The following is a 19019-nucleotide window of genomic DNA, read 5'->3' on the forward strand; positions in this document are numbered from 1 at the left end:
GACGCGCTGCGCGTGGGCGAGGGCAGCGGTCCGATCGACCACTTCCACGAACTGCGGGGCGCGGGCAGGCCCACGCGGCCGGAGGCTCCGACCGGCGCGCGAGCGGCGCGCGGACAGGCCGTGGGGACCGCGACCGTCCCCTCGTGGTCGGCACGCGTGTGGGAGGCCGCAGCACCAGAGCGCGCGGAGGTCGACGACCTCGCGTTCGTCCGCGGTCTCGGCGACGGCACCCTGCCGCGCGAGACGTTCCTGCGGTATCTCGCGCAGGACGCGCTCTACCTCGGCGAGTACTCCCGCGTGCTGGCGAAGGCGAGCGCGCTCGCGCCGACCCCGGAGGAGCAGGCGTTCTGGGCGCGTGCGGCGGAGTCCTCCATCGTCGAGGAGCGCCGGCTGCACGAGTCCCACCTCGGCGCGACCGTCGCGGCCCCGGCGTCGCAGACCCTCGCGTACACGAACCACCTCCACGCGTCAGCCCGCTCGTACGCCGAGCTGGTCGCGGCGCTCCTGCCCTGCTTCTGGCTGTACACCGATCTCGGCATCCGTCTCGCCACCCGGCGACACGACGAGCACCCGTACGACGACTGGCTCGCGATGTACGGCGACCCCGCCTTCACCGCGGCGACGGCGCGGGCGACCGAGATCGCCGATGCGGCGGCGCTCGAGGCCGGCCCGATCGAACGGGCGCGCATGGACGCGGCTTTCGCGCGCTCCATGAAGCACGAGCGGGAGTTCTTCGCCCGGGCGTGAGGTCAGCAGGGCGCCGAGGGTGTCGTCGAGGTCCGGAGGAGGACTAGGCGTCGGCGCCGTGCTCGACGTCGGCGGCGCCGACGATGATCGGGATCGTCGAGGTCACGGTGGGCACCGACGCGGACAGCAGCGAACCGTCCTCGCGGCGCGCGTCGCCGAGCTCGCGCAGCGACGGACGCCCCGCGATCACCGGGCCCTGCCCGTCGAGCGGTGCCACCACCTCTTCGCCAGCGCCGACCACGTAGCCCACGCCTCGCACGCTGAAGCCGACGGGGTCGCCCTCCGTGGCGCGCACACGCAGCTCCTCACGGGTGACCGTGACGACCAGCCGCGTGCCGTGCCAGTGCAGGACGAATTCGAGCGACGGCCACGACGCGGGAAGCCGCGGATTGAACGACAGCTCGCCGAAGTGGTCGCGCATGCCGCCGAATCCTGCGACGAGTGCGGTCCACACGCCACCGGCCGAGGCCACGTGCACGCCGTCCGCGGCGTTGTGGTGCAGGTCGCCGAGGTCGACGAAGATCGACTGCCGGAAGTACTCGAGCGCGAGGTCCTGGTAGCCGACCTCCGCGGCGAGGATCGCCTGCACGACCGCCGACAGCGTCGAGTCACCGGTGGTCAGCGGGTCGTAGTACTCGAAGTCGGCGAGCTTGTCCTCGTCGGAGAAGTGGTTGCCCTGCAGGAACAGCGCGAGCACGACGTCGGCCTGCTTGAGCACCTGGTAGCGGTAGATCACCAGCGGGTGGAAGTGCAGCAGCAGGGGACGCTTGTCGGGCGGGGTGTTCTCGAGGTCCCAGATCTCGCGCTCGAGGAACACATGATCCTGCGGATGGATGCCGAGGCTCGGACTGAACGGGATGTGCATGGCTTCGGCAGCCCGCTCCCACGCCTCGGGCTCGCCGGGCTCGAGGGCGAGGCGGTCGACCATCTGGCGGTAGACCTCGCCGTCGGCCTCTGCCATCTCGCGGATGGTGCGGGCGGCGAAGCGGAGGTTGAACCGCGCCATGACGTTCGTGAAGAGGTTGTCGTTGACGACGGTGGTGTACTCGTCGGGCCCGGTGACGCCGTGGATGTGGAACGTGTCGCCCTCGCCGTCGACCCCGCCGTCGTTCGAACGCCAGAAGCCGAGGGTCGCCCACAGCCGCGCCGTCTCGACGGCGATGTCGACGCCCTCGCGGAAGAGGAAGTCGTTGTCGCCGGTCGCCCGCACGTACTTCGCGAGCGCGAAGCTGACATCGGCGTTGATGTGGTACTGCGCGGTGCCGGCGGCGTAGTAGGCGGAGGCCTCCTCACCGTTGATCGTGCGCCACGGGAACAGCGCGCCCGCCTCGTTGAGCTGGAACGCGCGCTTACGCGCGGCGGGCAGCATCAGGTACCGCATGCGCAGGGCGTTGCGCGCCCACAGCGGCGTCGTGTACGCGAGGAACGGGAGCACGTAGATCTCGGTGTCCCAGAAGTAGTGACCGGAGTACCCCGAGCCCGTCATGCCCTTCGCGGGCACACCCTGGCCATCGGCCCGCGCCGACGCCTGGGCGAGCTGGAACAGGCACCAGCGGGTGGCCTGCTGCAGGTCGTCGTGGCCGCCGATGCGCACGTCCGAGCGCTCCCAGAACGCGTCGAGCCACGAGCGCTGCTGCGCCCGGATCGCGTCGACGCTCTCTCCGAGTGCCCGATCGAGGGTGCGACGGCAGCGGTCGACGAGCTCCCGCGCGGGCACGCCGCGCGAGGTGTGGTAGCTCACGAGCTTCGTCACGCGGATCGGCACGCCGGCCTTCGCATTCACCCGGAACACGTTCTTCGCGATGTCGGTCTCGATGAGCGTGCGCGAGGTGTATTCGTTCGCCGTCTCGACGAGATGGTCGGCGACGACGGCGATGGTCATGCCCGAGTCGGTGGCGCGGTACGACAGCGCCGAGCGCTGCTTGTCCTGCCAGTACTCCTGCGGCTGCAGCACACGCTCGTGCAGCTTCTCGGTCTTGCGCGGGTCGAACCCGGCCTTGCGAGGCGCCAGCGGGGTGCCGCCGTAGACGTCCTCGCCGTCCTGCCGGTTGAGCATCTGGCAGCTCACCGTGACCGGCGCGTCCGCGTTCAGCACCGTGACGTCCACCGTCATGAGGGCGAGGTGCTTCTCCTCGAACGACACCAGGCGCTCGTAGTCGATCCGCACCTCCTTGCCGGACGGCGTCACCCACAGGATGTGGCGGCGCTGCACGCCGTCGCGCATGTCGAGGGTCCGCTCGTACTCGCGCACGTCGGCGACGTCGAGCGACAGCGGCTCGTCGTCGACGTAGACGCGCATGACCTTCGCGTCCGGGGCGTTGATGATCGTCTGGCCGACCTCGGCGAAGCCGTAGGCCTGCTCGGCATGGCGGATCGGGAACGTCTCGTGGAACCCGTTGATGAACGTGCCGTGCTCCTGCGCGTGACGCCCCTCGGGCTGGTTGCCGCGCAGGCCCAGGTATCCGTTGCCCACCGCGAACAGCGTCTCGGTGACGCCGGCGGCGTCCAGGTCGAACGATGTCTCGACGAGGCGCCAGGGGTCGACGGGGAACCGATCGCGATCGATCATCGTGCGAACTCCTCCAGATCCTTCACCACGACATGTGCGCCCGCTTCCACGAGGTCCTCCTCGCCGGCTCCGCGGTCGACGCCCACCACAAGTCCGAAGCCGCCGGCGGCAGCGGAGCGCACGCCGCTGATGGCGTCTTCGACCGCGGCGCTGCGCGCGGGCTCGACCTCCAGCATCCGTGCCGCTTCGACGAAGACGTCCGGTGCGGGCTTGGAGGCGAGGTGGTCGCGTTCGGCGATGACGCCGTCCATCACGACGGTGAAGCGATCACGGATGCCGGCTGCCGCCAGCACCTCCTCCGCGTTCTTGGAGCTCGAAACCACCGCGACGGGCGTGCCCGCTTGCGCGAGCACGTCGAGGAGGCGCATCGACCCCGGGTACGGGGCGATCCCCTCGGCGCGGAGGATGCGCTCGAAGACGGCGTTCTTGCGGTTGCCGATGCCGCACACGGTGTCGGCGGTCACCGGGTCGGACGGGTGACCCCACGGCACCTCGACGTCGCGGGAGCGCAGCAGGCTCGCGACGCCGTCGTAGCGCTTCTTGCCGTCGAGGTGGTCGAAGTAGTCGCGCTCGGTGTACGGCGGGGTGATGTCCCACGCCGCGAAGAGCTCCTCGAACATGGTCTGCCACGCGTGCATGTGCACTTCGGCCGTGGGCGTGAGGACGCCGTCCAGATCGAACAGCACGGCGTCGTAAGCGGTCAGATCGGGCAGGGCGTCGTCAGCCACAGAACCTCCGAGAGCGGGTGCGGGTGCGTCGGCACTGCATCGCGCCGTCCAGCAAGCGTAATGCGGGCGGGTGCCGGGTCGCATCCCGTGACGGATAACAAGGAGGGCGGGTTTCGATACGGCTCGTTCCTCGCCTACTCAACCTTGCCCCGAGCCGCATCAACGCTCGCTGGCGCTCGCATTGCTCCGGCTCGCGGCAACACTCAGGGTCTGGCGCGCGATCTCGAGCTCCTCGTCCGTCGGGACGACGAGGACGGTCACGGCCGAGGCATCCGTCGAGATGATGCGGATGCCGCGCTCACGGCTCTCGTTGCGCTCGGGATCGATCTGGACGCCCGCGAAACCGAGTGTCTCGAGGGCCCCGGCGCGCACGTGCGGGGCGTTCTCGCCCACGCCAGCGGTGAACGAGATGACGTCGGCGCCGCCGAGCTGCGCGAGGTAGGCGCCGGCGTAGGCGCGCAGCCTGTGCACGTAGACCTCGAACGCCAGGATCGCGCGCTCCTCCCCGCGTTCGACGGCCGCGCGGATGTCACGCAGGTCGTTGGAGCCCGCGAGCCCGAGCAGACCGCTGCGTCTGTTGAGCAGCTCGTCGAGGTCGTCGACCGTCATGCCCGCGCGCCGTTCGAGCTGGAACAGCACGGCCGGGTCGATGTCGCCCGAGCGCGTGCCCATGACGAGACCCTCGAGCGGGGTGAACCCCATCGAGGTGTCCACCGAGCGGCCGCCGTCGATCGCGGTGACCGACGCGCCGTTGCCGAGGTGGAACACGATCTGCGTGAGCTCGGCGAGCGGGCGCCCGAGGAACGCCGCCGCTGCTTCGCTGACGAACTTGTGCGACGTGCCGTGGAATCCGTAGCGGCGGATGCGATGGGATGCCGCGACCTCGGCGTCGATCGCGTAGGTGTAGGCCGCGGGCGCCAGGGTCTGGTGGAAGGCGGTGTCGAAGACGGCCACGTGCGGCACGTCGGGGAAGGCCGCGCGGGCGGCGACGATTCCGGCGAGGTTCGCGGGATTGTGCAGAGGCGCGAGCACCGACAGTTCGTCGATGTTGATCTCCACCAGCGGCGTGATCAGCGTCGGCTCGAAGAAGCGCGCGCCGCCGTGCACGACGCGGTGGCCCACGGCCACGGGCGGCGTCTCGGCGAGCGAGGGGCCGTCCGACGCGAAAGCCTCGAGCATCACGCCGAAGCCGGCGGTGTGGTCCGGGATCGGAAGCTCACGCGTGCGGGTCGCGTCGAGGAAGGCCGGCGAGGGGCCGTCCGTCGGCGTGGCGTACACGGTGTGACGCGCGACGCCCATCGGGTCGCCGATGCGCTCGACGAGGCCGGACGCGAGGGTGCGCTCGGTGTCCATGTCGAGGAGCTGGTACTTGAACGACGACGAGCCGCTGTTGATGACGAGCACCGGGGTCATCGCGTCACTCCCCCTGCGCCTGGATCGCGGTGATCGCGATCGTGTTGACGATGTCGTCGACCAGCGCACCGCGCGACAGGTCGTTGATCGGCTTGTTGAGGCCCTGCAGCACCGGCCCGATCGCGACGGCCCCGGCCGAGCGCTGCACCGCCTTGTACGTGTTGTTGCCGGTGTTGAGGTCGGGGAAGACGAACACCGTCGCGCGTCCCGCGACCGCCGAGCCCGGCATCTTCGCCGCCGCCACCGCGGCATCGGCCGCCGCGTCGTACTGGATCGGCCCTTCCACGAGAAGCTCCGGGGCTCGCGAGCGGACGAGGGCCGTGGCATCCCTCACCTTCTCGACATCGGCACCCGATCCGGACTCCCCCGTCGAGTACGAGAGCATCGCCACGCGCGGGTCGATCCCGAACTGGGAGGCGGTCGCCGCCGACGAGATGGCGATGTCGGCGAGCTGCTCGCTCGTCGGGTCGGGGATGACGGCGCAGTCGCCGTAGACCAGCACGCGGTCGGCCAGCGCCATGAGGAAGACGCTCGACACGACGGAGACGCCCGGCTTGGTCTTGATGATCTCGAACGCGGGGCGGATCGTGTGCGCCGTCGTATGCGCGGCGCCCGACACCATGCCGTCGGCGAGCCCGAGGTGCACCATCATCGTGCCGAAGTACGAGACATCCGTGACCGTGTCGGCCGCCTGCCCCACGGTGACGCCCTTGTGCGCGCGCAGACGCGCGTACTCCTCGGCGAACTTGTGCACGTGGACGGCATCCAGGGGCGAGAGCACCTCCGCACCCTGGATGTCGATGCCCAGCTCGATTGCGCGGGCGCGCACCTCGAACGGCTCGCCCAGGATCACGAGGTCCGCGATGCCGCGCTTGAGCACCGTCGCCGCGGCCCGCAGCACGCGGTCGTCGTCACCCTCGGGGAGCACGATGCGCTTGCGCTGGGCGCGCGCCCGCTCGATGAGCTGGAACTCGAACATGAGGGGCGTGACGACGGTGGCGCGCGCCAGGCCGAAGGCGACGAGGAGCTCGTCGGTGTCGACGCTCTGCTCGAAGAGGGCGAGCGCCGTGTCGTACCGGCGCTGCGAGTCGGCGGCGAGGCGGCCCCGGGTTCCCATGATGCGCACGGCGGTCTCGTAGGTGCCGAGCTCGGTCGTGATGATCGGCACGCTCGAGCCGAGGCCGTCGATCAGGCGCGTGACGGGCTCGGGAAGCTCGAAGCCGCCGTTGAGGACGATGCCGGAGATCGAGGGGAAGGTGCCCGACGCGTTCGCGAGCAGCGTCGCCAGCAGCACCTCGGAGCGGTCCGCGGGGATGATGACGACGGCGCCCTCGAGCAGGCGTGGCAGCACGTTCACCATCGACATGCCCGCGACCACCACCGCGAGCGCCTCGCGCGTGAGGCGGCCGGCATCGCCGGCGAGCATCTCTCCGTCGACCGAACGCATGATGCCGCGGATCGACGGCGCCACGAGGAACCGGTCCTCCGGGATCGCCCAGACCGGCACGGGCGCTGCGGGCCCGTCGCCGTGATGCGTGTGGATCGAGCGGCGGATGGCGTCGAGGGTCTCGTCGGCGCGCTCCGCGTCGGCGCGGTTCGCCACGACCGCGAACAGCTTCGCGCGGCCGTGGGCGAGCTCTGCGAGTGCGAGGTCGGCGATCTGCCCCATCTCGGCAGGCGTGCGCGCGAGCGACGAGCCGAGCTGCTCGGGCTGCGTCTGGTTCTGCGCCGAGCGGCCGCCGAGCACCAGCAGCACCGGAGCGCCGAGGTTCGCCGCGATGCGGGCGTTGTAGGCGAGTTCGGCGGGGCTCCCCACATCCGTGTAGTCGCTGCCGACGATGACGACCGCGTCGCACTGGGCCTCGACGGCCTTGTAGCGCTCGACGATCGTCACGAGCGCAGCATCCGGATCCTGCCGCACGTCGTCGTAGGTGACGCCGATGCAGTCGTCGTAGGGAAGATCGACGCCGTCGTGATCGAGCAGCATCTCGAGCACGTAGTCGCGCTCGACGGTCGACCTGGCGATGGCCCGGAACACTCCCACCCGCGGCGTCGCGTGGCTCAGCGCATCGAGCACGCCGAGCGCGACCGTTGACTTCCCCGAATGACCCTCTGCCGACGTGATGTAGATGCTCTGCGCCACGCGACCAGCCTATGGGCGGGACGGATGCCGCGGCCACGCGTGCCACCGGATCGAAAGCAGCACGACCACCGGGGCCACGTCCGTGGCCACCCGCGGATAGCCTCGACGGCATGCACGAACCTCGTCCCGGAATCGACGTGCCCGATCACCGCGGCCGGACCGGCCTCGATCTCACCGGACGGGAACTGGACCGCAACCCCGACGTGCGGGTGACCGACGTCGAGGTGCTCGCATCGGCATGGCACGTGCTGCGGCGCACCACGCTGGAGTACCGCGGGCCGTCCGGCAGCTGGGAGACCCAGCAGCGCGAGACGTACGACCGCGGCAACGGCGCGACGGTGCTGCTCTACGACGCGGCGCGGCGCACGGTGCTGCTCACGCGCCAGTTCCGCTACCCGGTGTACGTCAACGACCACCCCGACGGGATGCTGATCGAGACCGCCGCGGGACTGCTCGACCAGGACGACCCCTCGACGGCGATCCGGCGGGAGGCCGTGGAGGAGACCGGCGTCGACATCGGCGAGCTCGAGCACGTGTGGGACGTCTACATGAGTCCCGGATCGGTCACCGAGCGGCTGCACTTCTTCGCGGCGCCCTACGACGGCACGGCCGGAGTCGGCGAGCGCGGCGGCCTGGAGGAGGAGGGCGAGCACATCGAGCTGCTCGACCTCGGCATCGAGGAGGCGCTCGCGATGATCCGCGACGGGCGGATCCAGGATGCGAAGACCATCATGCTGCTGCAGTGGTCGGTGCTGGAGGGCCCCTTCGCCCGGAAAGATTAAGACTCTCCGCGAACCCGGCAGAGCCTGGTTACCCTTGCTACGTTTCCGTCCTGGGGGAGTTGGCCTGGATGCCGCCTCGCGGAGAGCTGGGTCAAGTCTAACCCGTCCGACGGGCGCGGGCGGACCGCTCGCCCCGCACGTGGGGTCGTCCAGGGTTCTCCGCGCGATCGATACCGATCCGATAACGGCGCGATTAGGATCGGTCCCATGGGCGAGGGAGCCCGCACCCCACCCGCGACCCGCTCGTTCGAGGGCGGAACAGGAGCCGGCGATGGTCGATACCGCGATGACGGATGCTGCATCGAAAGGCTCGGGTGCGCTCGGGGCCACGAGCGCCGAGGGTTTCGCCCGCATCACAGATGCGATCCTGGACGCGGTCGGCAGCGTCATCGACGGCAAGCCGGACGCGGTGCGCAGCGCCCTGGTGTGCTTCCTCGCGGAAGGGCACCTCCTCATCGAGGACGTTCCCGGTGTCGGAAAGACCATGCTCGCACGGGCACTGGCGACGGCCGTCGACGCCACGGTCCGCCGCATCCAGTTCACGCCCGACCTGCTTCCCGGCGATGTGACCGGTGTGAGCGTCTTCAACCCGGTCGACCGCGAATTCGAGTTCAAGCCGGGCGCGATCTTCGCGAACATCGTCATCGCCGACGAGATCAACCGCTCCTCCCCGAAGACGCAGTCGGCCCTGCTCGAGGCGATGGAGGAGCGCCAGGTCACCGTCGACGGGCGCACGCACTTCGTGCCCGAGCCCTTCCTCGTCGTCGCGACGCAGAACCCGCTCGAGATGGAAGGCACCTACGCCCTCCCCGAGGCGCAGCGCGACCGGTTCATGATGCGCATCTCGATGGGCTACCCCGATGCGCGTTCGGAGGCCCTCATGCTTCGCCAGCGCGACACCGTGAACCCGCTCGACCAGCTCGCGCCGGTCGTCTCGGCCGACGAGGTCGGCGGGCTCGTCGCGTGGGCGCGGGCGGTGCACGTCGCGCCCGCCATCGAGGACTACGCCGTGGCTCTCGCACAGGCGACCCGCACGCACAGCGATCTGCGCCTGGGCGCCAGCCCCCGCGCGACGCTCCAGCTGGTGCGCGCGGCCAAGGTGTGGGCCGCGCTCGACGGTCGTGCCTTCGTCATCCCCGACGACATCACGGCGCTCCTCGCCCCGGTGTTCGCGCACCGCCTCATCCCGACCCGCGCCGCTGGCGGCGCCCGGGGGTCGAGCGCCGCAGATGCGATCGCGACGATCCTCGAGCGCATCGCCGCGAGCGTGCGGGTGCCGATCGCCGCACGTCAGTGACACAGCGATGAGAAGCGTGTGGCCACTGACCGTCCGGGGCACCGGAGCGCTGGTCCTCGCGATCGCGTGCTTCATCGTGGCGAACGAGGCGAGCATCGTCGAGCTGATGTACTTCGGCATCCTGCTGCTCGCGGTCGTCGTCGCGAGCATCGCCTCGCTGTACGTCGGGCGCCGCTCCGATGCGGTCACCCGGGCACTCGCCCCGGACGTCGTCGCGGTCGGAGGCGACGCGCGCGTGTCGGTGCGCGTCGAGGTGCGCACGGCCCTGCCCACGGCGCCCGGAACCTGGCGCGACGCCCTGCCCAAGGGGCTGCGCGGCAAGGCGGAGGGCGCCTTTCCCGCACTCGGCTCGGGGCTGCGCGGCGGTGAGCGCGGCGGTGCCCGCAGCATCGACCTGGTGTACATCGTCACCGGCGCGCGGCGCGGCGTCCACTCGCTCGGACCGCTCACGGTGCGATCGTCGGACCCGTTCGGGCTCGCACGACGCACGGTCGTGTTCAGCCAGCGCACGCCGGTCACGGTGGCGCCGGCGATCGTCGAGCTGCCGCCGCTCGTGGACTTCGCCGGCGCCACCGGCGGGATGCTGCACACGACGACCGACCAGCTCGGCCAGGGCGCCGACAACCTCGTCGCGCGACCCTACGCCCCGGGCGACTCGATGCGGCGCATCCACTGGCGGGCGACCGCGCACCGCGATGCGCTCATGGTGCGCCAGGAGGAGCAGGAGTCCACACCCGAGGCCACTGTCGTGATCGACCGCGCCGCGCTGCGCTGGTCTCCCGAGGCCCTTCGGGCTCCCGGCGCCGACCCCGGCTTCGAAGCCGGCATCTCGGCGTGCGTCTCCGCGGTCGCGCGCCTGGTGCACGACGGCTATGCCGTCGAGGTCCTCGACACGGAGGGAACGGTGCTCGCCGACCGGATCGACGGCGGCGACATGACCGAGGTCGATGCGATGCTCGTCCACTTCGCCACGATCACCGCCCATCGCGACGACGCCCTCCCGCGCCTGTCGCGGCTGTTCGCGGGGGCGTCGACGGGTCCCATCGTGCTCATCGTGGGACGGCTCGACCCGGCCGATGCAGTGGCCATCGGGCCGGTCTCGCACCACAGCACGCTCCCCCTGCTGCTGTCCGCGTCGCCGATCGGCGACGCGCTCGACATCGCCGCGGATCACGGCTGGCACGTGGCGGCGATCGGTCCCGACCGCGACCTGGGTCCCGCGTGGGCGAACGCGATCGGACGGGGGGTGCACCATGCCTTCGGCTGAGACGGGTCGCCCGGTACGCTCGCGCGGTGGGGAACGACTGCTGACGTTCGCGATCCTCGCGGCGCTGCTCGCGGCGCTGCTGCCGGTGGTCCGCGTCATCGAGCCCGGGTGGTGGCTCGTCGCGGCGCTCGCACTGTCGGCCATGGTGCTCGCGGCCGGATACACCGCCCGTCTCTACCGCCTTCCCGCGGTCGCGGTGACCCTGATCGAGGTCGCGGTGTGGGTCGTGTTCATGACCCTGGTCTTCGTGCGCGGCACCGCCCTGCTGTGGGTGATCCCGACGCTCGACACCTTCCGCGCCGTCCCGCTGCTGGTGCGGGCCGCGATGGAGGAGATCACCATCGGCGCGGCTCCGCTCGAGCCGACGCTGTCGCTGGCGTTCGTGGTGGTGGGGTCGATGGGGCTCCTCACGATCATCGTCGACCACGTCGTGGTGACCGCACGGATGCCGCTGCTGGCGTCCGTCGGCATCGTCGCAGTGTCGCTCATCCCGGCGATCGCCGCGCCGAGCGAGGTCGACGTCATCGGGTTCGTGTTCCTGGCGGTCGCGATCCTGTTCCTCCTGCGCTCGGAGACGCGCTCCAGGGAGAAGCCGGCCGAGCGCGAGGCGGAGCGCACCGCCGGCGTCCCCGCGACGGCACTCGGCATCGGCGCGATCGCGATCGTCGTGGCCGTCGTGGCGACCCCGGTGCTTCCACAGCCCGGCGCGAGGGCGGGATCGGGTCTCGGCCCCGGTCCCGGGATCGACGCGACACTGCAGCTCGGCGACGACCTGCGCCGTCCCCAGGAGGTGGAGGTCCTCCGGGTTCGCACGAACGCCCCGTCCGTGCCCTATCTGCGTGCGACGACTCTTTCTCGATTCGACGGCGGGCTGTGGGAGCCCGATCGCTCGCAGACCGTGTCGCTTCAGAGCGAGCGCGCGTTCGGCGTCGTGGACTCCGGCGACGACATCCGCATCGGCGAGTACACGGCGAAGATCGACATCGTGAACCTCGACTCCCCCTGGGCGCCGGTGCCCTATCCCGCCGTGGGCATCAGCGGTCTCGGCGGCGGCATGTGGGGCGCGGTGCCCTACAACCACACGGTGGCCACGACCGCCGGCTCGACGCAGGGCCAGTCGTACGAGGTGGCGTATGACGTGCCCCGGCCGTCCCTGGAGCAGGTGCGCGCCGCGGTGTCGGTGGGCGCGCAGGTGCGCGACGAGACGACGCAGCTGCCCGACGACATCCCGCCGATCATCGGCGAACTGGCGGTGCAGATGACTGCCGATGCCACCACCGACTACGACCGACTGACAGCGCTGCAGCGATGGTTCCGCGGCACCGACTTCCGCTACTCGCTCGAGTCACCCGTCGAGGACGGGTTCGACGGCAGCGGCGCAGAGGCGGTGGCGCGGTTCCTGGAGGTCGGCGAGGGCTACTGCATCCACTTCGCATCCGCGTTCGCGCTCATGGCACGCACGCTCAACATGCCGTCGCGCATCGTGGTCGGCTACCTGCCGGGCACTCCGACCACGGACAGCATCGACGATCAGCCGGTCTTCTCGGTGTCGAGCTCGCAGCTTCACGCCTGGCCCGAGGTGTACTTCGAGGGCATCGGCTGGATCCCGTTCGAGCCCACCTCCGGACTCGGGGTACCCACGACCTTCTCGTCGGAGCTCACGATTCCTGGCCAGACCGCCGGCCCCGATGCCACGATTCCTGAGGCGAACCCGACTCCCACAGCGCGGGGCGACCAGGCGCAGATCGACCTCGAGGAGCAGCGGCAGAACGCGTCGGGCGGCACGTCGCAGGACGCCCTCGACCCGCTGCCGATCCTCGGCGTGGTTGCCGCCATGATCGTGCTCCTCGCGCTCCCCTTCCTCATCCGGGAGCTGCGTCGCCGTCAGCAGGATGCCGCCGCCCGGGGCGGTGACGCGGCGGCGGCGTGGCAGTCGGTCCAGGAGGCGGCGATCGACGTCGGCATCCCCGTACCCGCCAGTGAGACGCCGCGCGCGTTCGCCGGCAGGCTCGTCGCCGAGCACGGGGTCGCCGCATCCGAGATGAACACGGTCCTGCTCGCGATCGAGCGCGCCAGCTACTCGCGCGCCGGCACGCGCTCGTACTGGATGGGTGACGCGGCGGCCGATGCCGCAGCATCCGTCCGTACATCCCTGCTCGCATCCGCGCCGCCTTCGCGCCGCATTCTCGCGCTGTTGGCGCCGCGTTCGCTCGTCGTCAGACCCGGCAGCGTCTACGCCGGGACGGCCCCGGTTCGGGCACGGTAGCGGAGCAGGGTAGGATGGTCGGCGGCCCTCCGGGGCCTCCTGGAGGATTCGCCTAGTGGCCTATGGCGCACGCTTGGAAAGCGTGTTGGGTGCAAGCCCTCGGGGGTTCGAATCCCCCATCCTCCGCCACTGTGATCCCAGTGTTTTCAAGGGATCGCGACCCGTTCGGAATCTCGTGGCACAGTCGTCGTGCACATTCGGCCGCCGAGAGGCCCGGAATTGCGCGGGTCTCGACCACCCTGATGCACAGGTCCTTCCGCGCGCAGGCAACGAAACGGGCCCACGCCCGCTCAGGACGCGCGTACGTCTTGACGCTCGAGTCGTCGTTCCAGGAGGAGCGGAGCGGAGCAGAACCCCGCCTTCGCATACAGTTGCGCCGCAGCTTCGTTCGCACTCACGGTGACCCTGAGAATGCCGCGTTCGTCTGCCGTCTCGAGCAGAGAATCGACAAGTGCCCGCCCCACGCCGTGCTGTCGAAACTCCGGCAGAACGAAGACGCTCTGAATATCGCCTGTCGAGCGGTTGCGATCCTCGAAGTCGGGCACCCGGTCGAAGATCACAAGCCATGCCATGCCGACCAGTCCGCCATCTTGCTCCGCCACCCGAGCGATCAGCGCGTCTCCTTCAGCTGTCATCCACGAAGCGATGTCGTTCGAGAACGAACGCATCTCCTCGGCCCCAGGACGGTCCGGGCACCCCGCCCACGCAACCTTGAGCGCGGCGAGAGCTGCTGCGTCTTCCGTCGTCGCGTTCCGTACCACCGCACCTGTCACGAGACGAGCATCGCCAAGGCTCCGCACGCTCGCAACCCGGTCGCTCAGCGCGCGTCGCCGCAGAGGCCCGGGATCACGCGACGGGCGAACAGATCAGCGGTACAGACCTGACCTCCTCCCCGGGTGGCTTCCCTTCGAGGTCCTGCCTGGCGCCGCAGGTCACCGCGGCGGTGGGTGCGACTGCGGAACTCTCCGAGCCCGCTCCGCTGCAGAGAGCGCACACCAGCGTCTACTGCACTCTGAGCTCCACCCCCTGGCCCACCTCGACGACGACTCCGACGAACGACGGGATCACCGTGGCGAGCGAATCACGCAACTCGTCGACGGGCGGCGTCCGTCCGTCATCGGTGGTCGCCTCCACGGTCGCCGTCGCCCCGGTCCATTCGATGCCGTGGACCCGGGCGCCGTCTTCCTCAGCGAGCCAGCCAGCGGCGGCATCCTGGATCGTCACCGACCACCGCGCCAGCGCAACCGAGATGATCGAGTTCACGACCAGAGGGATCGTGATCAGGACGGTCAGTGCGGTGACGATCAGGTAGGCGCGGCGGCGGTTCGCCACCGGAGACGACCCCGGATCGCGCGCGTAGCCCGAGAGGGTGAACACGATGCTGCCTGCGATGATCAACGCGACGACGTTGGAGAGGAACAGCCACAACGCTCCGAGCGCGTCATCCCAGAGCCCCTGCCCCGCGCATACCCCGACCACGCCCAGAGGCGGCACGAGCGAGATGGCGATCGCCACACCCGGCAGAATGGCGCTGAGATCCCTGCGACACATCGCGAATCCGCCGGCGAAGCCGGTTGCCAGCGCCGCGACGAGATCCATGAAGCTGGGCGACGTGCGGCCAACGACCTGTGAGTTGGTCTCCAGGCTCTGGGGTGTGGAGACGAAGACCGAGAAGCACAGCCCGAGAACAATCACAATCGCGAGCCCGAGCAGAACCCACAGGATCGAGCGCACCACGAGACTCAGATGACCGGTGACGATGCCGAGTCCGATCGCGAGGATCGGGGTGCCGAGCGGAGCGATGATCATGGCCCCGATCACGGTCGCCGTGGAGTCTGTCAGCACGCCGCCGATCGCGATGATTCCGGCGAGCGTGAGCATGATCAGAAAGCCGCTGCGCTTGCCTGCCTTGTCACCTGCCCCGAGGTCGAGAGCCTCCGTCACCTCCGCAGCGGTCTGCCTCTGCGTGGGAGGGATGAGCACCTTGAGCATCTCCGAAGGGGTGACCACTCGCTCATCATCGCGCATACGGTCGTCGGCGGATCGACGCTCGCCGACGATGTGATGGACGATCTCCGCGGTCTCCTCCTGAAACGAAACCGCCCGCGCCAGTCCGGGCGGACTTCGGGACCGCTGATCAGCGGTGCGTGGCGGCTATCGGCCGGGTCCCGGCACCCGCTACGCAGGCCGACGGTGACGGCTTGGGGGGAATTCGACCGTTCGCGCGCTCAGCACCTGGGCCGCCCGGAAGTGAAGCCCGCGCTGACCTCTCAGGGTTCTCAGATGTCGCTGCTGACGGGGTGTTCCGGCTGCGCCGACCGCTCAGGGAACAGGTCGTCGATCAGCGCCTCGATGCGTCCGCGAATCTCGTCGCGAATCGGTCGCACCGCCTCGATCCCCTGCCCGGCGGGGTCGTCGAGCTCCCAGTCCTCATAGCGCTTGCCGGGGAAGATCGGACACGCGTCGCCGCAGCCCATCGTGATGACGACGTCCGACTCCTTGACGGCATCGACTGTCAGCACCTTCGGCGTGTGACCCGCGATGTCGATGCCTTCCTCTGCCATCGCCGCCACTGCCACCGGATTGATGACGTCTTTGGGCGCGGACCCCGCGGAGAGCACCTCGACATCGTCGCCCGCGAGCGCACGGAGGTACCCGGCGGCCATCTGCGAACGGCCGGCATTGTGCACGCAGACGAACAGAACGGTGGGCTTGTCACTCATAGCGGGCTCGCTTTCTCTCTCTTCCGGACAAGCATAGACGGCGGTCTATCTATCTTCGAGCCGCGGTCGGCCGATCACGTCATCCATCCTCGGACGGAGTCCACCGTGGTGCTGCGCCGCTCGATGAGGAGCGTGTCGCGCCAGGCGCCCGCGTGCGGGCCGACCCCCGACCGGGCGATGCGCTCCCGCCGGCCCACCACACGGAATCCCGCAGCCTCATGGAGCCGGAGGCTCGCGGCGTTCTCAGGGAAGATGCTCGACTGGATCGTCCAGATTCCCGCATCCTCGGCAGCGGCGACGAACACATCGAGCAAGCGGCGGCCGATGCCTTGGCCCCGCGCGTCTCGGCTGATGTAGACGGAGTGTTCGACGACACCGCGATAGGCGGGGCGTGAGGACACGGGCGAGGCGGCGATCCAGCCGACGAGCGCGCCGCTCTCGTCGGCGGCAACGAAACGCATCTCCGGCAGCTTGCCGGCGTCGAACGTCTGCCAGGTCGGGGTGGCGACCTCGAAGGTCGCCTCCCCGTCCTCGATCCCTTGTGCGTAGATCTCCTCGACCGCAGGCCAATCGGCCGCCGTCATCTCTCGCAGCTCCGTCATCAGCAGCATCCACCGCCGTTGCCGGCATCCGTCGAGCAGACACCCGTCGCGGGAAGCGCGAGTGCGACGTTCGACGCGGACGCGACATCTCCAGCGAGCCACGCCGTCACCGAGCGCACCTGCTCGTAGCCGGTGGCGAGAAGGAACGTCGGCGCGCGCCCGTAGGACTTCATCCCCACGATGAAGAATCCCTGCTCCGGGTGCGTCAGCTCGCGGAAGCCGTGCGGCTCGACGGTGCCGCACGAGTGGACGTTCGGGTCGATCAGCGGCGCGAGGCGCTTGGGGGCTTCGACGATCTCGTCGAGCTCGAGGCGGATCTCGCGGAGGATGTCGAGGTTCGGCCGGAAGCCGGTGGCATTCACGACGATCTCGGCCTCATGGGTCACGACCTCCCCGCCGCGATGTCCCACCAGTTCGACGGCATCGCCCGTACGGCGGGCGCGGATGATCTCGAAGCTGTCGACGAGGGTGATCTCGCCGCGTTCGACGGCCCGGTCGACGCGGCTCCCGAGGTTCGTACGACCGATCAGCTCATCGTCGGGCGAGGACGAGACCCGCACAGCCTTGGTGTTGCGGATCAGCCAGGTGACCGTGGTGCCGGCCTCCTCGCGGGCGAGCTGCACGAGGGCGAGCAGCGTATTGGCCGCAGAGTGACCGGCGCCGACGACCGTCACGCTCCGGCCCGCGAACTCGGCACGATCTCGGCCGAGCACATCGGGAAGCGCGGGAGTGACGCGGTCAGCGATGTCGGCCATCCCCAGCAGCTCGAGCCCACCGGAGGACAGCGAGTTCGGAGACAGGTAGGTGCCCGACGCGTCGATCACGGCGCGTGCGGCGACGTCGTCGACCTCGCCGTCCGCAGTTCGGATCCGCAGCGCGAACGGCGTCATGGCGCGGCGCGCCGTGCGGGTGCGGTCCATGCCCTCGCGCGTCACGCCGATCACCTCGACACCGAGGCGGATGCGCGGGGCGATCTCCTCGAGAGCGGCAAGCGGCGCCACGTACTTCTCGACGAGTTCCGTCCCCGACGGCGCCCGCTCGGGGTCGGGCATCTCCCACCCTCCCTCCACCAGGAGTCGGCGCGACGCCGGATCCACGAGGTGCTTCCACGGGGAGAACAGACGGGTGTGACCCCACGAGCGCACACTGGCGGCGACCTCGCCGCCCGCCTCGAAGACCACGAAATCGATGCCGCGTTCGACGAGGTGCGCGGCGGCGGCGAGCCCGATCGGCCCCGCACCGATGATCGCGACGGGCAGAGTCGACAGCGGGCCCGAGTCGACGACTCGGGGGCTCAGGTCGAGCAGGGTCACAAGGTCCTCCCACGGATATTGATGAACTTCGATACCCAGATTCTGGCCCCATCTATCGACACCTGTCAATATCGACTAACCTCGATGCATGACCACGATGCTCGACGTGACGGATGTCACGGCCGGCGTGTGCTGCACACCCCTCGTTCGCGAGCCGCTGACGGCCGAAGAGGCGGAGCAGCTCGCCCTCACGATGAAGGCGCTCGCCGACCCGACCCGGCTGCGACTGCTGTCCATCGTCGCTGCGTCGGAGGACTCCGAAGCCTGCGTCTGCGACCTGATCGAGCCGGTCGGACTCAGTCAGCCCACGGTGTCCCACCACTTGAAGATTCTCACCGCCGCGGGATTCCTCTCCCGCAGCAAGCGCGGCACCTGGGCCTACTTCACGCTCGTGCCCGGTGCGCTGGACCGCGTGTCGCAGCTCCTCGTCGCCTCGTGACGTACGCCGCACGCGCCGGCGCCGGCGAGTTCCTCGGCAGCGCAGGACTCGCCACTGTCGTGATCGGGTCCGGCATCGCCGCCCAGCGCCTCTCCCCCGGTGATGTCGGACTGCAGCTGTTCGAGAACGCCTTCGCCACCGCGCTCGGTCTCGCCGTACTGATCCTCGTCTTCGCGACGGTCTCGGGATCTCATTTCAACCCCGTCGTCACCCTCGTCGACATCACTCTGCACCGCCGGACCTGGTCGACCGCGGCGGTGTACCTGCCCGTCCAGGTGCTCGGGTGCATCGCGGGCGCCGCGCTCGCCAATCTGATGTTCGGCGCTCCGGCGATCTCATGGAGCACCACCGACCGGTACACCTGGCCACTGCTGCTCTCCGAGGTCGTCGCGACCGCCGGGCTCATCCTCCTGATCTTCGCCCTCGTGCGGACCGGCCGCTCGCATCTTGCCGCGCCCGCCGTCGGCGCGTACATCGGTGCGGCCTACTTCTTCACCTCGTCGACGAGCTTCGCCAATCCCGCGATCACCATCGGCCGCATGTTCAGCGACACGTTCGCCGGAATCGCGCCGGCGTCAGTGCTGCCGTTCATCGCGGCCCAGCTGATCGGCGCCGCGCTGGGATATGCAGCGGTCCGATTGCTGTTCCCGGAAGTGGCACCCGAGCACACGGTCGCTCGGCGCTGACGGAGACTCCGAACGGCAGGCGCACGGCCACACTGACCGTTGCT

Annotated in this window: 16 protein-coding genes, 1 tRNA gene and 1 other RNA gene; 8 read left to right on the forward strand and 10 right to left on the reverse strand. The window is 69.9% G+C overall.

Annotated elements, in window-relative coordinates; genetic code table 11:
* Positions 1-747: TenA family protein (locus tag AC3A46_RS03865; RefSeq protein WP_487663893.1), on the forward strand; the 747-nt coding region annotated here is incomplete at its 5' end.
* Positions 748-790: 43 nt separating this feature from the next.
* Here the strand turns inward: AC3A46_RS03865 and AC3A46_RS03870 are convergent.
* The 4 genes from AC3A46_RS03870 to pta form a co-directional block, all read right to left on the reverse strand.
* Entirely contained in the window at positions 791-3316 is a 2526-nt protein-coding gene (locus tag AC3A46_RS03870) for a glycoside hydrolase family 65 protein (RefSeq protein ID WP_487663894.1), read from the reverse strand.
* The gene (locus tag AC3A46_RS03875) at positions 3313-4044 is read right to left on the reverse strand and encodes an HAD family hydrolase (RefSeq protein WP_487663895.1); all 732 of its coding nucleotides are present in this window, start codon (positions 4042-4044) and stop codon (positions 3313-3315) included. The genes AC3A46_RS03870 and AC3A46_RS03875 overlap by 4 nt, the downstream gene beginning before the upstream one ends.
* Before the next feature lie 159 nt (positions 4045-4203).
* Positions 4204-5457 carry an acetate kinase gene (locus AC3A46_RS03880; RefSeq protein WP_487663896.1) on the reverse strand — a complete coding sequence of 418 codons (1254 nt, stop codon included), beginning with the start codon at positions 5455-5457 and terminating at the stop codon, positions 4204-4206.
* 4 nt (positions 5458-5461) lie between these two features.
* The gene (pta, locus tag AC3A46_RS03885) at positions 5462-7600 is read right to left on the reverse strand and encodes a phosphate acetyltransferase (RefSeq protein WP_487663897.1); all 2139 of its coding nucleotides are present in this window, start codon (positions 7598-7600) and stop codon (positions 5462-5464) included.
* A gap of 110 nt (positions 7601-7710) precedes the next feature.
* On the opposite strand from pta, the gene AC3A46_RS03890 reads away from it, so the two are divergent.
* Positions 7711-8382 (forward strand): NUDIX domain-containing protein, encoded by a 672-nt coding sequence (locus tag AC3A46_RS03890; RefSeq protein ID WP_487663898.1) that lies wholly within the window; start codon positions 7711-7713, stop codon positions 8380-8382.
* On the opposite strand, the gene ffs is transcribed toward AC3A46_RS03890, so the two are convergent.
* Positions 8377-8473, reverse strand: an RNA gene (gene ffs / locus AC3A46_RS03895) — signal recognition particle sRNA small type. The genes AC3A46_RS03890 and ffs overlap by 6 nt on opposite strands.
* A 180-nt stretch (positions 8474-8653) precedes the next feature.
* On the opposite strand from ffs, the gene AC3A46_RS03900 reads away from it, so the two are divergent.
* From AC3A46_RS03900 to AC3A46_RS03915, 4 genes are all read left to right on the forward strand, one after another.
* Positions 8654-9679, forward strand: a complete 1026-nt coding sequence (locus AC3A46_RS03900) for an AAA family ATPase (protein WP_487663899.1) — start codon at positions 8654-8656, stop codon at positions 9677-9679.
* 7 nt (positions 9680-9686) lie between these two features.
* Positions 9687-10946: a DUF58 domain-containing protein gene (locus AC3A46_RS03905; protein WP_487663900.1), complete on the forward strand. Its 1260-nt coding sequence runs from the start codon at positions 9687-9689 to the stop codon at positions 10944-10946.
* On the forward strand, positions 10933-13212 hold the full coding sequence (locus tag AC3A46_RS03910) for a transglutaminase TgpA family protein (protein WP_487663901.1): 2280 nt from the start codon (positions 10933-10935) through the stop codon (positions 13210-13212). The genes AC3A46_RS03905 and AC3A46_RS03910 overlap by 14 nt, the downstream gene beginning before the upstream one ends.
* Before the next feature lie 41 nt (positions 13213-13253).
* Positions 13254-13341 (forward strand) — tRNA-Ser (locus AC3A46_RS03915).
* 161 nt (positions 13342-13502) lie between these two features.
* On the opposite strand, the gene AC3A46_RS03920 is transcribed toward AC3A46_RS03915, so the two are convergent.
* The 5 genes from AC3A46_RS03920 to AC3A46_RS03940 form a co-directional block, all read right to left on the reverse strand.
* A complete protein-coding gene (locus tag AC3A46_RS03920) occupies positions 13503-14048 on the reverse strand; it encodes a GNAT family N-acetyltransferase (RefSeq protein WP_487664057.1) in 546 nt (181 codons plus the stop codon).
* Between the two features lie 166 nt (positions 14049-14214).
* Entirely contained in the window at positions 14215-15222 is a 1008-nt protein-coding gene (locus AC3A46_RS03925) for a TIGR00341 family protein (RefSeq protein ID WP_487663902.1), read from the reverse strand.
* Between the two features lie 269 nt (positions 15223-15491).
* Positions 15492-15935 (reverse strand): arsenate reductase ArsC, encoded by a 444-nt coding sequence (locus AC3A46_RS03930; protein ID WP_487663903.1) that lies wholly within the window; start codon positions 15933-15935, stop codon positions 15492-15494.
* A gap of 74 nt (positions 15936-16009) precedes the next feature.
* Positions 16010-16537, reverse strand: a complete 528-nt coding sequence (locus AC3A46_RS03935; RefSeq protein ID WP_487663904.1) for an N-acetyltransferase family protein — start codon at positions 16535-16537, stop codon at positions 16010-16012.
* Positions 16537-17850, reverse strand: a complete 1314-nt coding sequence (locus AC3A46_RS03940; protein ID WP_487663905.1) for an FAD-dependent oxidoreductase — start codon at positions 17848-17850, stop codon at positions 16537-16539. Before AC3A46_RS03940 ends, AC3A46_RS03935 begins: the two co-directional genes overlap by 1 nt.
* 88 nt (positions 17851-17938) lie before the next feature.
* Here AC3A46_RS03940 and AC3A46_RS03945 point away from each other — a divergent pair, with 88 nt between their 5' ends.
* Entirely contained in the window at positions 17939-18289 is a 351-nt protein-coding gene (locus tag AC3A46_RS03945) for a metalloregulator ArsR/SmtB family transcription factor (protein WP_487663906.1), read from the forward strand.
* Positions 18286-18975, forward strand: a complete 690-nt coding sequence (locus AC3A46_RS03950; protein ID WP_487663907.1) for an aquaporin — start codon at positions 18286-18288, stop codon at positions 18973-18975. Before AC3A46_RS03945 ends, AC3A46_RS03950 begins: the two co-directional genes overlap by 4 nt.
* The last annotated feature ends 44 nt before the right edge of the window (positions 18976-19019 follow it).

The sequence above is a fragment of the Microbacterium sp. Soil_C_42 genome, from assembly GCF_057656735.1.

Excerpts from the sequence above, each read along its gene's own strand:
- AC3A46_RS03870 (WP_487663894.1), bottom strand. The coding sequence starts at position 3,316 with ATGATCGATCGCGATCGGTTCCCCGTCGACCCCTGGCGCCTCGTCGAG.
- AC3A46_RS03880 (WP_487663896.1), bottom strand. The coding sequence starts at position 5,457 with ATGACCCCGGTGCTCGTCATCAACAGCGGCTCGTCGTCGTTCAAGTAC.
- AC3A46_RS03890 (WP_487663898.1), top strand. The coding sequence starts at position 7,711 with ATGCACGAACCTCGTCCCGGAATCGACGTGCCCGATCACCGCGGCCGG.
- AC3A46_RS03900 (WP_487663899.1), top strand. The coding sequence starts at position 8,654 with ATGGTCGATACCGCGATGACGGATGCTGCATCGAAAGGCTCGGGTGCG.
- AC3A46_RS03905 (WP_487663900.1), top strand. The coding sequence starts at position 9,687 with ATGAGAAGCGTGTGGCCACTGACCGTCCGGGGCACCGGAGCGCTGGTC.
- AC3A46_RS03910 (WP_487663901.1), top strand. The coding sequence starts at position 10,933 with ATGCCTTCGGCTGAGACGGGTCGCCCGGTACGCTCGCGCGGTGGGGAA.
- AC3A46_RS03930 (WP_487663903.1), bottom strand. The coding sequence starts at position 15,935 with ATGAGTGACAAGCCCACCGTTCTGTTCGTCTGCGTGCACAATGCCGGC.
- AC3A46_RS03935 (WP_487663904.1), bottom strand. The coding sequence starts at position 16,537 with ATGACGGAGCTGCGAGAGATGACGGCGGCCGATTGGCCTGCGGTCGAG.
- AC3A46_RS03945 (WP_487663906.1), top strand. The coding sequence starts at position 17,939 with ATGACCACGATGCTCGACGTGACGGATGTCACGGCCGGCGTGTGCTGC.